At 59.3% G+C, this 13,623-nt stretch carries 13 protein-coding genes, 1 tRNA gene and 2 pseudogenes; 9 read left to right on the top strand and 7 right to left on the bottom strand.

Annotated features, from left to right (window positions below; all coding sequences use genetic code 11):
- Nucleotides 1-208: pseudogene (locus ACFWW2_RS01025) on the bottom strand (flagellar motor protein MotB); the annotation flags it as partial.
- 243 nt (nucleotides 209-451) lie between these two features.
- Between ACFWW2_RS01025 and ACFWW2_RS01020 the strand changes: the two are divergent.
- From ACFWW2_RS01020 to ACFWW2_RS01000, 5 genes are all read left to right on the top strand, one after another.
- Entirely contained in the window at nucleotides 452-1,306 is an 855-nt protein-coding gene (locus tag ACFWW2_RS01020) for a MurR/RpiR family transcriptional regulator (RefSeq protein ID WP_393925505.1), read from the top strand.
- Nucleotides 1,307-1,332: 26 nt separating this feature from the next.
- The gene (locus ACFWW2_RS01015) at nucleotides 1,333-2,454 is read left to right on the top strand and encodes an ABC transporter substrate-binding protein (RefSeq protein ID WP_393925503.1); all 1,122 of its coding nucleotides are present in this window, start codon (nucleotides 1,333-1,335) and stop codon (nucleotides 2,452-2,454) included.
- Between the two features lie 71 nt (nucleotides 2,455-2,525).
- Nucleotides 2,526-4,271: an ABC transporter permease gene (locus ACFWW2_RS01010; protein ID WP_393925502.1), complete on the top strand. Its 1,746-nt coding sequence runs from the start codon at nucleotides 2,526-2,528 to the stop codon at nucleotides 4,269-4,271.
- Nucleotides 4,272-4,277: 6 nt separating this feature from the next.
- Nucleotides 4,278-5,336 (top strand): ABC transporter ATP-binding protein, encoded by a 1,059-nt coding sequence (locus ACFWW2_RS01005; protein WP_393925500.1) that lies wholly within the window; start codon nucleotides 4,278-4,280, stop codon nucleotides 5,334-5,336.
- A complete protein-coding gene (locus ACFWW2_RS01000) occupies nucleotides 5,336-5,941 on the top strand; it encodes a histidine phosphatase family protein (protein ID WP_393925499.1) in 606 nt (201 codons plus the stop codon). The genes ACFWW2_RS01005 and ACFWW2_RS01000 overlap by 1 nt, the downstream gene beginning before the upstream one ends.
- Before the next feature lie 203 nt (nucleotides 5,942-6,144).
- On the opposite strand, the gene ACFWW2_RS00995 is transcribed toward ACFWW2_RS01000, so the two are convergent.
- The 4 genes from ACFWW2_RS00995 to ACFWW2_RS00980 form a co-directional block, all read right to left on the bottom strand.
- A tRNA-Thr gene (locus ACFWW2_RS00995) sits at nucleotides 6,145-6,220 on the bottom strand.
- 44 nt (nucleotides 6,221-6,264) lie between these two features.
- A complete protein-coding gene (locus ACFWW2_RS00990) occupies nucleotides 6,265-7,713 on the bottom strand; it encodes a heme biosynthesis protein HemY (RefSeq protein ID WP_393925498.1) in 1,449 nt (482 codons plus the stop codon).
- An 11-nt stretch (nucleotides 7,714-7,724) separates the two neighbouring features.
- Nucleotides 7,725-8,978, bottom strand: a complete 1,254-nt coding sequence (locus tag ACFWW2_RS00985; RefSeq protein ID WP_393925496.1) for a COG4223 family protein — start codon at nucleotides 8,976-8,978, stop codon at nucleotides 7,725-7,727.
- Nucleotides 8,979-9,070: 92 nt separating this feature from the next.
- Entirely contained in the window at nucleotides 9,071-9,784 is a 714-nt protein-coding gene (locus ACFWW2_RS00980) for a uroporphyrinogen-III synthase (protein ID WP_393925495.1), read from the bottom strand.
- A gap of 46 nt (nucleotides 9,785-9,830) precedes the next feature.
- Between ACFWW2_RS00980 and tsaD the strand changes: the two genes are divergently transcribed.
- From tsaD to ACFWW2_RS00960, 4 genes are read left to right on the top strand one after another with little or no spacing between them, the layout of a single operon-like run.
- Nucleotides 9,831-10,913 (top strand): tRNA (adenosine(37)-N6)-threonylcarbamoyltransferase complex transferase subunit TsaD, encoded by a 1,083-nt coding sequence (gene tsaD / locus ACFWW2_RS00975; RefSeq protein ID WP_393925494.1) that lies wholly within the window; start codon nucleotides 9,831-9,833, stop codon nucleotides 10,911-10,913.
- The gene (locus ACFWW2_RS00970) at nucleotides 10,910-11,872 is read left to right on the top strand and encodes an NAD(P)H-dependent glycerol-3-phosphate dehydrogenase (RefSeq protein WP_393925493.1); all 963 of its coding nucleotides are present in this window, start codon (nucleotides 10,910-10,912) and stop codon (nucleotides 11,870-11,872) included. Before tsaD ends, ACFWW2_RS00970 begins: the two co-directional genes overlap by 4 nt.
- The gene (locus ACFWW2_RS00965; RefSeq protein WP_393925492.1) at nucleotides 11,873-12,145 is read left to right on the top strand and encodes a YciI family protein; all 273 of its coding nucleotides are present in this window, start codon (nucleotides 11,873-11,875) and stop codon (nucleotides 12,143-12,145) included.
- A complete protein-coding gene (locus ACFWW2_RS00960; RefSeq protein ID WP_393925491.1) occupies nucleotides 12,145-12,567 on the top strand; it encodes an EVE domain-containing protein in 423 nt (140 codons plus the stop codon). The genes ACFWW2_RS00965 and ACFWW2_RS00960 overlap by 1 nt, the downstream gene beginning before the upstream one ends.
- 47 nt (nucleotides 12,568-12,614) lie before the next feature.
- Here ACFWW2_RS00960 and ACFWW2_RS00955 read toward each other — a convergent pair whose 3' ends face one another.
- Together ACFWW2_RS00955 and ACFWW2_RS00950 are read right to left on the bottom strand one after the other, a co-directional pair.
- The gene (locus ACFWW2_RS00955; RefSeq protein ID WP_393925490.1) at nucleotides 12,615-13,508 is read right to left on the bottom strand and encodes a hypothetical protein; all 894 of its coding nucleotides are present in this window, start codon (nucleotides 13,506-13,508) and stop codon (nucleotides 12,615-12,617) included.
- Nucleotides 13,492-13,623: pseudogene (locus ACFWW2_RS00950) on the bottom strand (IS30 family transposase); the annotation flags it as partial. The gene ACFWW2_RS00955 and the pseudogene ACFWW2_RS00950, both read right to left, overlap by 17 nt.

Below are 13,623 nucleotides of genomic sequence, written 5' to 3'. Positions count from 1 at the left end.
ACCGCACCATGCTCGCATTCAACGTCAACTCACCCAGAACCGTGTTGATCCTATAGGTCTCACCATCAAACCCCAACAACTCACCCTCAATCGACATCTCAGCATTCAACGCCGTCAACGTCACAGTCTGTGCGAAGGCCGGCAGCGTCGTCGCTGCTAAGACCAAAAATGTGGACGCGTATAGACGCTTCTTCAGGGGGACAGTCATTGTCTGTATCCTTACAATTCATCGTTAAAAAGAGCGTGGTTTCACTTGGCGAAACACATGCTAGGTTGTTTCCGGCGGTATCTTTGGTCCCACAAAATGTTTGAACTGGGGCGAATTGGCGGCAAATGCAAGACAACTTGCAAGATTGTAAGGTAAGCGCAAATCTACATGCATTGCCAAGCTTACGCAAGCTTACTTGCATGGTGTTAAAATTTGTGCAAGATTGCATGCATAATGTGACTCATGACGAAAGACCAACATATGTCAGTCCTTGAAAAGATCGCGGAAAGCTCCTCAAACTTGACGCCAAACGAAAGGCTTATGGTACAAGCAGTTATTGAGAGTCCGACAGCTGTTGCATTGGGGACAGCAAACGATCTGGCTGGTTCTGTCGGCGTGCACGAGGCTACTGCATCACGTCTCGCGCGTAAGCTTGGGTATGCCAGCTACGCCGCATTTCGCGACGCATTACGTGAGGAGTTTATCGCCACACGCGAGACTGCAACGCGGTTTGAAAAGACATTTGACGGGACAGCCCCCGATTCCATCCTGGGCAACCTGGCCTTGCAAGAGGCGCAGGCGTTGGGGCAGGTCGAGAACGCGATTTCGGCCGAACAGATCAATACTGTCGCTGAAAAGCTGATCCGTGCTGATCGCATTTTCATCTACGGCTATGGCAACTCTGAGGTGCTGTCGCTGATGATGAGCAAGCGGTTCCGCCGGTTTGGCAAGGATGTGCACCAACTGGATGGTGATCCGCGCCATCTTGCCGAAGGCGCCCTGGGTATGCGCGAAAATGATGTTTTGCTGACCTTCGCTTTCCGGCGTCCGCCACGCAGCTATGAAGCCCTGATGCAGACGGCCCGCGAGGCCGGCACGGAGACAATCGTGATTTCGGGAAACAGGGGTGCGATCCTGTCGCCGCAGCCTGACCACCTGCTTCGCGCCCCACGCGGTGGAGACGCGGATTCATTCCAGACGCTGGTGGTGCCAATGACTGTCTGTAACGCCATCATTGTCGCAGCAGGTTCACAAAACAAAGATAAATCACTGCAAGAGCTGGAACGGCTTGGGCAATTGATTGAACGGTTCGACTGATCGGACCGCCATAACGGGAGGAAACCATGAGTATCACCAAAACAACGTGCCTCGGCGCGATCGGTCTTTTGCTGTCTACGACAATTGTAGCGGCGCAAGATCTTGACGCGATGACGGCAGAAGAACTACTGCCGCTCGCGCAGGCGGAAGGGACGGTCACCGTCTATTCATTCACCAGCCGGATCGGCAAGGTCGAGGCGGCGTTCGAGGCCGCCTATCCGGGCATTGATCTGCAGGGTTTTGATATCTCATCAACCGAACAGATCGCCCGCTTGAGCGCGGAAGCGCAGGCTGGTGTCACCAATGCGGATGTCGTCTATGTATCCGACGCGCCAGTCGTGTTGGAAGCCCTGCTGGCACCCGGGATCATCGCACCTTATGTGCCGCCCCGCGTGACGGATCGCGTACCAGTTGAATTTCAATCACCTTTGCTGGCGCAGCGGCTGTCGACAAAAGTGCTGATGTATAATGAAGAAGCCAACCCTGATGGTGCGCCGGTCGACTCGCTCTGGGATCTGACACGCGACGAATGGGCGGGCCGTGTGGTTATGGTCGATCCGCTACAGCGCGGCGATTACCTTGATCTGATGACAGAGATTGTGTTGCGCTCCGATGAGATGGCTGCAGCATATGAGGCCGAGTTTGGTGAAGCCATCGACTTGGACGGCGCTGCGAATGCAGGTGAAAAGTTCATCATGGATCTATTCGCAAATGATGTGATCCTTGTGGGCTCGACCGATGATGTGAATGCCGCCGTAGGCGGATTGGGGCAGGATAATCCACCGGTTGGATTTACCAGCTACTCTGACCGTCGCGACAACGAGGAAGAAGGTTGGGCATTGCAGGTTGCCAATGATGTGGCACCCGCACCGGGTATCATCTTTCCGGCGGTACTGGCCCTGACAGCAGAGCCGAACAACCCCGCAGCGGCCCGTCTGGTGATCGACTTTTTGATGGGTGACGAGACAGATACTGGCGGACCGGGCCTCGCCCCGTTTTACGTCGCGGGAGACTACGTCACCCGGACGGATATTCCACCGCATCCAGATGCGGTGCCACTGGATGACTTTACTGCTTGGCGCGTCGCCCCGGCTGAGACGGCCAAGATCCGCGCCGAAATCGGCGATCTTGTCCTGACGCTACAGTAATGCAACTCTGAAGGGGGCATTCATTTGCCCCCCTCTGCATCTGCCTCATCATACATCGCAAGGGTCACCGAATGGCTGATATCGCCATGAGCCGTCAGGGACGACGGGTCTTTTTCAAGCAGGGTACGGTTCTCAAGATCGTCGTGTTGCTGTTGCTGATCGCGCTGATCGTGCTGCCGCTGATCCGCACGGTTTTGTTTACGCTTCGCCCTGATGTGATCGGGGCCTGGGGTGATGTGCTGTCGGGCAGGCTGTCCACGAACCTGTTCTACAAACCGCTCAAGAACACGATGCTGATCGGGTTGATTGTCAGCACCGGCTGCGTGCTGCTTGGCGGGTTTCTTGCATGGTTGGTGGTCATGACCAACGTCCCCTATCGACGGACCATTGGGGTGATGGCGACATTGCCTTTCATGATCCCGTCCTTTGCAGCCGCCCTGGCTTGGGGCACCCTGTTTCGCAATGATCGTGTGGGCGGGCAGATCGGCTGGTTTCAGGGATTGGGCTTTGACGTGCCCGACTGGTTGGCCTGGGGCATGGTGCCGACACTGATCGTGTTGATGCTGCATTATTTCAGCCTTGCTTTCACCATTATCGCGGCAGCACTAGCAACGGTGAATTCCGATCTGGTCGAAGCAGCGCAGATTGCCGGCGCCAAGGGGCGGCGCATTCTTATGGGGATCATCCTGCCGGTCACAACCCCGGCATTGGTGGCGGCGGGATCGCTTTGTTTTGCCGGTGCTGTATCGAATTTCGCCACCCCCGCACTTTTGGGCCTGCCTGTGCGGATGCAAACATTGTCGACCCGCCTTTTTGGAATGATCGAAGTGGGACAGGTCGGACGTGGTTACGTCATTGGCATTCTTTTGGTCATCATTTCGGGGCTTTTCCTGTGGGCGGGCAACCGCGTTGTGTCGGGCCGCCGGTCATACGCCACCATCACCGGCAAGGGCGGGCGGGCCAAGCGGTTTGATCTGCGCGGTGCGCGCTGGCCGCTCTTTGCTTTCGCGATGATGTTCTTGTTGGCATCGACTGTGGTGCCGGTGATCGTGCTACTGGCATCCAGCTTTGCCCCATCATCGGCCAACCTGTTTTCAGGCTGGACAGCGCATTACTGGATCGGCGCCAGCAACCCCTCCTTTGCGCAAGGCGTGCCGGGCATTGTCCACAACGCTGATATTGTGCGGGCGCTTATGGTGACATTGTCACTGGGTCTGGCCGTGGCTTTCACCGGCATGATTGTAGGTCTGCTGGCGTCTTATACGACCGCACGTTATCGCGAAGGCTGGGCCTCTGCCGCAATCACCCAGATCAGCTTCCTTCCACTGCTTGTGCCCGGCATCGCGTTCGGCGCGGCCTATATCGCCTATCTCGGCGCACCGATCGGGCCGTTTCCGGCACTTTATGGCACCTTTGCATTGCTGGTCATCGCGGGCACGGCTTATCTGCTGCCGTTTTCGGTGCAGACGGGACGTGCTGTGATCCAGCAGGTCGGCGGAGAGCTTGAGGAAAGTGCGCGCCTGACCGGCGCTGGTTTTCTGCGCAGACTTGGCGCGATCACGGTGCCGCTTGCCGTCCGGGGGTTGGCCGCTGGCGGTATTCTGATCTTTGTCAAAATTATCCGTGATCTGTCACTTGTGGTGCTGCTGTTCACACCGACCATGCCGGTGCTGTCCGTTTTGGCCTACCGCTATGCATCAGAAGGATTTGGGCAATTCGCCAATGCGATCACTGTTGTGATCCTGACCATCTCAATCGTGGCAACACTGATTGCAAACCGCCTGCAGGCGAAATCGCAGCCCTGGCTGAAGGATTGAAGACATATGCTTGATATCAAAAACCTCACCAAAAGCTTTGGCGATTTCACGGCTGTCGAAGATGTTTCGATTTCGGTGCCTGACGGCGCGTTTCTTGTGCTTTTGGGGCCATCGGGTTGCGGTAAGACGACGTTGCTGCGGATGCTGGCCGGGCTTGAATTGCCAAGCGCCGGGCAGATCATATTTGATGGGCAAGTTGTGTCGGATGGCGACCAAAGTTGGTCTGTTGATCCGGCAAAACGAAACTCCGGCCTTGTGTTTCAATCCTACGCGTTGTGGCCGCATATGTCGGTGCGCGGCAATGTGGAATGGCCGCTGAAGGTCGCCAAGATGCCCGCCTCCGATCGGCAAGCCCGCGTTGATGAGGTGCTCAAACTTCTCGACATCCATGCATTGGCCGACCGCTACCCGAACGAGATATCAGGCGGCCAACAGCAGCGCGTGGCCATCGCACGCACCATTGCACCCAAGCCCAGTGTTCTGCTCTTCGATGAACCTTTGTCAAATCTGGATGCCAAGTTGCGGGTCGAGATGCGGACCGAACTCATGCGTCTTCACCGCGCCACCGGGGCAACCACAGTCTATGTCACCCACGACCAGATTGAGGCGATGACAATGGCCAGCCATGTGGCCGTCATGAACGAGGGACGGGTTCAGCAATTCGGTAGCCCTGCGGACCTGATTGATCAACCGCAAACAGCCTTTGTCGCGACATTCGTTGGCACGCCGCCCAACAATATCATTCCCGTGGCCAAGAACGGCAGCGGCTATAAGGTTGGTGGCCGCAATATGGCGCTGAGCCCGCCTGCCGATAAGTGTCTGGCCATGTACCGTGCAGAGGCGATGCAGATCACTGACCAACCAAACGAACGAACGCTGCCCATGGAATTGGTCGAGGTCAGCGCCATCGCCGGGCGCACAATGGTCACAGGGCTGTCAAAGGATCTGCGATTGACCGCCATCGTGGATCGTGCAGATAGTGCGCGGATTGGTGATACCGTCCAATTTGAACTTCCTGCTGAACCGCAATGCTGGTTCGCTCTTGACGGCGAAAGGATCGGCTGATGCGTATTCTTCTGGTAAGACATGGGCAATCACAATGGAATGCCACCCACCGCCTGCAAGGTCAGGCAGATATCGCGCTTTCAGAAACAGGGCGTAGCCAAGCGGACGCCTTGCGCACCACGATTGACGGGCTCAAACCCTGTCGCGCCATCACTTCTGACCTTGAACGGGTGCGTGAAACGGCGGCGCGGATCGGTGCGCCTGACGCGACCCCGATCCGTGACCTTCGCGAAATTGACGTGGGCGACTGGACGGGCCGCACAACTACCGACATCATCGCAGAAGATGAGACCGCCTATCTGGCTTGGCGCGCAGGGACCGGCACACCGCCGGGAGGAGAGCCATGGGAGGCGTTTGCCGACCGAGTCACCGCCGTGATACGCAGTGAAGCAGAAACCCCGTGCACCAACCTGCTGGTCGCCTGTCATGGCGGGGTCATCCGCGCGATCCTACAGCGCTTCCTTGACCTGCAACCGGCCAGCATCATTCCCGTCGCCCCGGCAAGTTTGACCGCAATGCGACTGGAAAACGGGAATGGCAAGCCACACCGGCTTGAGCTCTTCAACTACCGGCCGACAAGCCTCGATTTCGGGGCACCGGACTGATTGGCCAGAAAGCAGAGTATCTAATAACAGATGTCGTTGGAACTATTCGAACCAGTCATCGGGCGATAGAGCCATAACCCGGTTGATCAAAGCGAAAAGCGCGATCCGCCCGCATTCAAAGCATCAAAGGTGGATAATGGGATGGATTTTGGTACAGATTATTAATCTAAGTAAATAAAATTGCTAGATTAGTCTGTCTAAAGTGGTGCCGCTGAAGGGACTCGAACCCCCGACCCCATCATTACGAATGACGTGCTCTACCATCTGAGCTACAGCGGCGTACCGGGGCGTCTGTTAGCACTCTGCCTTTGCCCCGGAAAGCATTATTTCTCCAAGCTCGGCGTCACCACCTCGGCCTCGACCACTTCGACCGGGGCGGGTGGCGCGCTGTCGTGTTTCTGACCCACGATCAAAGGCAGCATTTCGGTGCCCGCTGGCATCGCCACGTCGCCCGCAGGTGGTGTTTTCCACGACAATGTGTCGAAGGATTTGCAGTTGCTGCAGGTCGCACCCCAGCTGGCGTGGATATGCTGGCAATTGTCGCAGATCCACTGCGGCCCGCGCGGGGCTGTCAGTGCCCGTGTCAGCCAGCCGCGCACGACGGAATCGTCCGCCCCTTCGCCCCGTTCAATTGCGGCCATCAGGGTCAGGTTGCGCGCTGTCGGGTCCTTTTCGACCAGATCGCCAAGGGCACGTTTGGCCGCCGGGAAATCCTCGGCCGAGATGTTCAACTCGGCCAGCAGCATCTTTGTCTCGGGATGATCCTCGGTGCGTTTGATGAAGCTTTGAAAGCGTTTCAGCCGCGCATCGGCTGTCTCATCCGGGACGATTTCCGCAAAGGCGGCAGCAAGCTCCGGATGGGGTTGCACGCTCCATGCTTTGGTCAGCACACGGGTCGCATAGCGGGCATTGCCATCGGCAATATAGCCGCGCGCTGCCATCACGGCAGCCGGGATCAGGTCAGGCGACAGCCGGTTTGCCTCAATCGCGGCCTCGCGGCTTTCGATGGTTTTGCCGGTATCCAGAATATCGCGCGCCTCTGACAAGGCCAGCACCGCATCGCGCCGCTTGTGAACGTCACGCGGCAGGCTGCCGGATTTCAGCTTTGCATTCAGTGTCTGACGAGCACCGGTCCAATCCGCCTTTTCCGCCTGCAGTTTCAGCAGAACATCCTGGGTTTCCTCATGCTTCGGCTTTAGCGCAAACGCCTTTTTCGCCAGCGCCAGCGCCAGATCGGTATCCCCTTCGGACAGCTTTTGTTTCATGATTCCGCGCACACCGACAAAGCGTGTTTTGTCATCCGCCAGAAGCTGTTTATAGGTCGCTTCGGCCTTGCGCCTGTCGCCGGTCAGTTCAGCCGCCTGCGCGGTGAGCAGGTTGGTCAGTTGTGGCTGTTTGAGGTATTTTTCAGCGCGGGCAGCCTTTGTCATGGCCAGATGCCCCTCGCCGGATGCCAGCGCCATCATCCCTTCTGACAGCGCCTCGTATCCCTTGCGTTCCCGGTTCCGGTCGAAATAGCGCGAGATGGCCGTTTCGTCGCCATTGAGGAATTTGAATGTGGCCACCATCAGTGCCAACAGCTTCAGCCCCAGCCAGACCGCCACGACAACGGCGACAAAGCCGAAGACCAGTTCGATCGGGCTGAGCGTGAAGGCGATGCCGCCAACCGAGATCGTCGCACCCCCTTCCACATCCATCAGCATCGTGCCGCCATAAGTCAGCGCGATGACGGCTGCGACGAAAACCAGGATTTTAATCAAGGACCAGAGCATGGGTTTCGCCTTCAGTTATCATTCAGGGTGGTGGACAGGGTATCGACCGCATTGATCGCGGCGGCGCGTGTTTCGGCCCGGCCCAGCCAATCGGTCATTTCAACGCGTGCTTCTTCTGGCAGGGCTGCGATTTCGGCCAACGCATCGGACAGCCGCCCGGCTTTTACGGCCGCTTCGGCCCGCGACAGGATCGCGTCAACATCATTGCCCTCGCGCGGCACGGTTGATCGTACTTCGAACTGGTTTCTCAGGAACGCGCCGACACCGGTGGTTTCTTCGCCTGCGACGCCCGCACTACGGGCTGCGGCAAGGGCGGCACCGGCGACCTCGGGGAATTCTTCCTGCAGCGACATCAGGGTTGGCACCCCACTTTCCGCTGTAAGCAGGGCATCAGGGGCGGATCCCTGAATGGCATCCTCAAGATCGCCCAGCGCGGCCCCAAGCGGTTCGCCACTGTCCAGCGAGGTCTGAATGCGGGCCAGTGCGGCGCGACCGGCGGCGGCACGGGCGGCAGCGGCTGCGTTTTCTTCAATCGCGGCGGCCTCTGCGCGGGCCTCGTCCAGCTGCGCCCGTGCTGTACCGGTCAGTTGTTCCATCTCGGCACGCAGGCTTTCCAACTCGGCCTCATAGGCACTAATGGCCCGATCCGAAACTGTGCCTTCGCCGGTTGGCAGACTTTCCAGATCGGCGATCCGGCTGTCAAGCGCGTTCAGATCCTCCGTCACCTGTGCTTGCAGGCTGTCGAGGTTCGTTGCCATTTCGGCCTGTGCGGCCTCGATCCCGCTCAGATCCACCTCGGGGATGCTGGCGACCTGGTTTTGCAACGCATCAATGCTCGCCGATTGTGCGGCGATCTGATCGGCGAGGGATGTGTCAGTCTGTGTGCTGAGCAGTGTGGCCGCGCCAAACCCAAGAATGCCGGCAATAAGCCCGCCCAGCAGCAGCGGAAAGAAACCACCAGACCGTTGTGCAGGGGCCGGAGCCGTTGTCGTTGCCGCGGCTGGCACCTTCTCTGGTGCTGACTGCCCAACTTTCGGTTTCGGCTCCTCAGCTTTGGGTGGTGTTGGCGTGGGCTTGGTTGGCTGCGGCTCTTTTGGTTCGGGCTTGGCCGGGGCTGTTTGCGCCTTTGCGGGCTCATGCACCTCTGGCGGGATCGCGTCGACGAGCGTTTCGGCCTTGATCGATTCGTCGGGCTTTTTCGCGTTTGCGGCCGGTTTTTTCGATTTCGTCGTTGTTTTACGACCATTGGATGGCTGTTTTGCCACGTTTATCACCCTTTCCGCGCCCCCACCCACGAAACGCGCAGGTGATGGTCTACATTATCCCGCCTCTGCCGGACCCTCAAGCGCGGGTACGGCTAGCGGTTGTCACCCACCAACGCAGAAAGCGCTGCAATGGTTGCAGCCAGTATCGCATCACCCGTCGGCCCAGCGGCGATATGAACGCTGGCGGCGGACAAATCCGGCAGGGCCGCGTCACTGATCGCCACGATATGCAGCGGTGCCGTGAACGGCCCCTGATCAGACAATATGGTGCCCGTGCGCGGCGAGAACAGGGGAAGAACCACAGGTTTTTCACCCGACAGTACATGCATCGCCGCCGCGCTCAATGGTTGGGGGGCCTGATCATAGGCGACAAGATCAGCGCAAGCGATGCCCGCCTTGGTCAGTTTCGCCGCCACCTCGCCTCGGGCGTGTCGCCCACGGATATGGGCTAGCGGCCCGGTCGGACAGGCGGCGACAATGGTTGTGATCAATTCTGCGGCATTGCCAGGCCCCGCTTTCGCGGCAAACCCGGCTTCGGTCGCTGCCGCCGCCGTCCGGTTCCCGACACACCATGCGGTCAGACCGGCAGGCAGGTTCAGCCGGGCGGCCTGCACGACCCCGTTGGCAGAGGTGAAGATCAGGCCGGACACTTCTGGAACCTCAACCGGCAAGGGAACAATCTGCACAAGCGGTGACAGGATGATCTGCAAGTCACCGTCCCATGCCGCACGCAACGCCTGGGCAAACGCCTCGCCTTGCGGCAGCGGTCGGGTGATGATGAGCGTCGGTGACCATTGTTTGAGCATCGCCGCAGTGTTACCTGCGTCGCAGCGACACGCAACCGGAACGCCAATGACCAAGGACCTGACACTGCTGGGGATCGAAAGCAGCTGTGATGATACGGCCGCCGCTGTCGTGCGTGGCACCACGATCCTGTCATCGGTCGTCTACGGGCAGACATCCCTGCATATGGAGTTCGGCGGTGTCGTCCCCGAAATTGCCGCCCGCGCCCATGCCGAAAAGCTGGATCATTGTATCGAAGAGGCGTTGGAGATCGCCAAGGTGGGGCTGGCTGACCTTGACGGGATTGCGGTGACCGCAGGCCCCGGCCTGATCGGCGGTGTCCTGTCCGGGGTGATGTGTGCCAAGGGGATTGCGGCGGCGACCGGTCTGCCACTGATCGGGGTCAATCATCTGTCCGGGCACGCCCTGACCCCGCGCCTGACTGATCAGGTGCCGTACCCTTACCTGATGTTGCTGGTTTCTGGCGGGCATTGCCAGTTTCTGATCGTCGAAGGGCATGACAGATATCGCCGGATCGGTGGCACAATCGACGACGCGCCGGGCGAGGCGTTCGACAAGACCGCCCGAATTCTTGGCCTGCCCCAACCGGGTGGCCCGTCGGTGGAAAAGGCTGCGGCGCAGGGCGATCCGAAGCGTTTCGTCATGCCGCGCCCGCTGCTGAACCAGCCGGGGTGTGACATGTCATTTTCCGGTCTCAAGACGGCAATCCTGCGCGCGCGTGACGGAGTGGTCGAAAAGGCAGGCGGGCTGACACGTCAGGATCAGGCCGATCTGAGTGCGGGATTTCAGGACGCCGTCACGGCAATTCTGACCGAAAAGACACGACGCGCGCTAGAGGTGTATCTGGCCCTGTCACCCGAAACCAGAACCTTTGCCATCGCCGGTGGTGTCGCTGCGAACGGGCCGATAAGGGCGGCCCTGCAGTGTCTGTGCGCCGATACCGGCACGACATTTGTGGCACCGCCACTGGCGCTTTGCACCGACAACGCGGCGATGATCGCCTACGCCGGGATCGAACGGATGATGCATGGCGAAGCGGACGATCTGACCTTATCGGCCCGCCCACGCTGGCCATTGGATGTTCAGGCCGAACCCATGCTGGGATCAGGTAAGAAAGGGGCCAAGGCATGAAAATCGGAGTAGCGGGTGGCGGTGCCTTTGGAACTGCATTGGGCGTGGCGCTGGCGCTGGATGGTAATGATATCCTGCTTTGGGCGCGCAATGCGGATGCGGTGCATCAGATGCAAAACGCGCGAACCAACCCCAAGCTGCCCGGCGTCACCCTGCCGGACAACATGGCGTTCACCGCCGCCACCGATGACCTGTTCAAGCGTGATATCATCCTGCTGGCGATCCCGGCCCAGACCTTGCGGGATTTTCTGACGACGCATCGGGCGCATCTGGGCGGCAAACAACTGGTCGCTTGCTGCAAAGGCATCGATCTGACCCGGATGACGGGCCCCGCCAGCACCATCGCCGATCTGGCACCGGATGCCACTGCAGCTGTGCTGACCGGCCCCAGCTTTGCTGCCGATATCGCGCGGGGGTTGCCCACCGCACTGACGCTTGCCTGTGCCGATGATGCGATGGGCGCGATCCTGCAAACGGCGCTATCGACCACTGCGCTGCGCCTATACCGGTCGACTGACACGATTGGGGCCGAACTGGGTGGCGCGCTGAAAAACGTCATGGCGATTGCATCGGGCGTGACGATCGGAGTTGGCCTGGGCGACAGCGCGCGTGCGGCGTTGATCACGCGGGGCTTCCCGGAAATGCAGCGGTTGGCGCTGGAACTGGGGGCCGACAGGGCGACCTTGCTGGGTCTGTCCGGCTTTGGCGATCTGGTGCTGACCTGCACGTCGGACCAGTCGCGCAATTACCGCTATGGGCTGGCGCTGGGCCGGGGCGAGGATTTTGACAGTGGCACCACGGTTGAGGGGGCAGCAACCGCCCGCGCTGTGCGCCAGATGGCTGTTGATCTGGACATTGACCTGCCAATCTGCACGGTGGTCGCCGATCTGATCGAAGGAAAAACCGATGTGCCCGCAGCACTCAACGCCCTGCTGTCACGTCCATTGAAGGAGGAATAAATGCGCTTTGCCCTGATGACCAAAGACAAACCCGGCGCGCTGCAGACCCGTATGGACAACCGCGAGGCGCATCTGGCCTATATCGCTGACACCGGCGTCGTGGAAATGGCGGGGCCGGTTTTGGACAATGACGGGCAGATGTGCGGATCGCTGATTGTGCTTGATGTGGATGATATGGCCGCAGCACAGGCCTGGGCCGACAACGCCCCCTACGCCAAGGCAGGACTGTTCGAAAGCGTGACACTGCGGGCCTGGAAAAAGGTGATTGGCTGATGGCGTATTGGTTGTTCAAATCCGAACCCGATGTCTGGGGCTGGGACAAACAGGTGGGCAAGGGTGAGGCTGGCGAAGAATGGGACGGCGTGCGCAACTATCAGGCCCGCAATAACATGCGGGCGATGAAGCTGGGCGAACGGGGCTTCTTCTATCACTCACGCACCGGTCTTGAGATCGTGGGCATTGTCGAGGTTTGCGCCGAAGCCCACCCCGACAGCACCACAGATGACGAACGCTGGGACTGCGTGGATATCAAGGCGGTGCGGCCCTTTGCCAAGCCCGTCACCTTGGAAGACATCAAGGCGGATGGGCGCTTGAAGGACATGGTGCTGGTCAACAATTCGCGCCTGTCCGTGCAACCGGTGACGGACGAGGAATGGAAAATCGTCTGTGCGTTGGGAGAGACCGACCCAGATTAGACGATCTGGCAACCGGGCCAGTTGATGACCGGCCCGGTGTGTCACGATCAGTAAAGCGGGATGGTCAGACCGGCAAAGAGCGAGGTCGTCGCGATGTCGTCGTTTTCACGACCCGCTTCGAAGGCATCGAATTCCCCGTGCGCCACGACGTTGCGGGTATCGACGACGCCCTGAAACAGCTTATAGCTGATGCCGAATTCCATCGACGCGCCGTCACCGGCCCAAGCGGCGGGCATCAGGATTGAGGGAGTGATTTCGATGGTGGTCACGTCGATCTTGTCTTCGAATGTTTCCTCCTGAAGCTGAGTGAATTCCCCGGCATCCGTTTCCAGATCGGTGATCGTCATCTCGCGGTCGCCGCGATACTGACCGACGAAACCTTCGATGTTGAACGTCAGATCGCGCGGCAGGACGATCTGGTGCCGGGCGCCGAGTTTGACGCCGAGGCCACGAAACTCCGTGTCGCGATCAACGAAGTTTTCGAACCCGCCGGGAAGCAGATGCTCTGAATTGAGTTCATTGCGGAACCCCAAAGCCGATACGCCGGCCAAAAGCTGTGTCTGGCCCGACCCGAGCGAATAACTGGCCAACGCGTGGATATCGGCAAAGCTTGTGCGGTTGTCGACCTCTGCGCTGTCCTGACAGTCTGAAATGAGCCCGAGGAAGGTCTGGGCATCGCAACCATCCGGCGCGAATAGATCGCCACCTGATACGGTGCTGAACTGCAGACCCAGATCAAGGCCGACGCCGCCGTAAAGATCGTCGATCATGTAGTTCAGCGCGACCATGCCGCCGGTGCCGTAATCGGTAGTGATTTGATCTGTGGTATCGTTAATGGTGGCATATGTGTATTCGCTGTCCAGCGTCGCGGTGATCCCGCCCCTCAGACGCAACTCGTCCGCCTGCGCGGTTTGTGCGGCGATCTCAACCGGTCGACGCAACACACTCGGCGAACTTCTCCGCTGGCGTTTGATATTGCAAGGTCTTGCGCGGTCGTTCGTTGAGTTGCCTTGCGATAGCGCTGAGTTTTGCTTGGGAATGGACGGATAGGTCGGT

The sequence above is a fragment of the Yoonia sp. R2-816 genome (assembly GCF_046762905.1).
Classification (GTDB): domain Bacteria; phylum Pseudomonadota; class Alphaproteobacteria; order Rhodobacterales; family Rhodobacteraceae; genus Yoonia.
Note: the sequence above shows the minus strand (reverse complement) of the source record. Positions and strands in the feature narration are given on the sequence as shown.

What these genes read in the sequence shown, in the direction of transcription:
- tsaD (WP_393925494.1), top strand. Translation starts at nt 9,831, where the DNA reads ATGACCAAGGACCTGACACTGCTGGGGATCGAAAGCAGCTGTGATGAT.
- ACFWW2_RS01000 (WP_393925499.1), top strand. Translation starts at nt 5,336, where the DNA reads ATGCGTATTCTTCTGGTAAGACATGGGCAATCACAATGGAATGCCACC.
- ACFWW2_RS00970 (WP_393925493.1), top strand. Translation starts at nt 10,910, where the DNA reads ATGAAAATCGGAGTAGCGGGTGGCGGTGCCTTTGGAACTGCATTGGGC.
- ACFWW2_RS00980 (WP_393925495.1), bottom strand. Translation starts at nt 9,784, where the DNA reads ATGCTCAAACAATGGTCACCGACGCTCATCATCACCCGACCGCTGCCG.
- ACFWW2_RS01005 (WP_393925500.1), top strand. Translation starts at nt 4,278, where the DNA reads ATGCTTGATATCAAAAACCTCACCAAAAGCTTTGGCGATTTCACGGCT.
- ACFWW2_RS01015 (WP_393925503.1), top strand. Translation starts at nt 1,333, where the DNA reads ATGAGTATCACCAAAACAACGTGCCTCGGCGCGATCGGTCTTTTGCTG.
- ACFWW2_RS00990 (WP_393925498.1), bottom strand. Translation starts at nt 7,713, where the DNA reads ATGCTCTGGTCCTTGATTAAAATCCTGGTTTTCGTCGCAGCCGTCATC.
- ACFWW2_RS01020 (WP_393925505.1), top strand. Translation starts at nt 452, where the DNA reads ATGACGAAAGACCAACATATGTCAGTCCTTGAAAAGATCGCGGAAAGC.
- ACFWW2_RS00965 (WP_393925492.1), top strand. Translation starts at nt 11,873, where the DNA reads ATGCGCTTTGCCCTGATGACCAAAGACAAACCCGGCGCGCTGCAGACC.
- ACFWW2_RS00960 (WP_393925491.1), top strand. Translation starts at nt 12,145, where the DNA reads ATGGCGTATTGGTTGTTCAAATCCGAACCCGATGTCTGGGGCTGGGAC.
- ACFWW2_RS01010 (WP_393925502.1), top strand. Translation starts at nt 2,526, where the DNA reads ATGGCTGATATCGCCATGAGCCGTCAGGGACGACGGGTCTTTTTCAAG.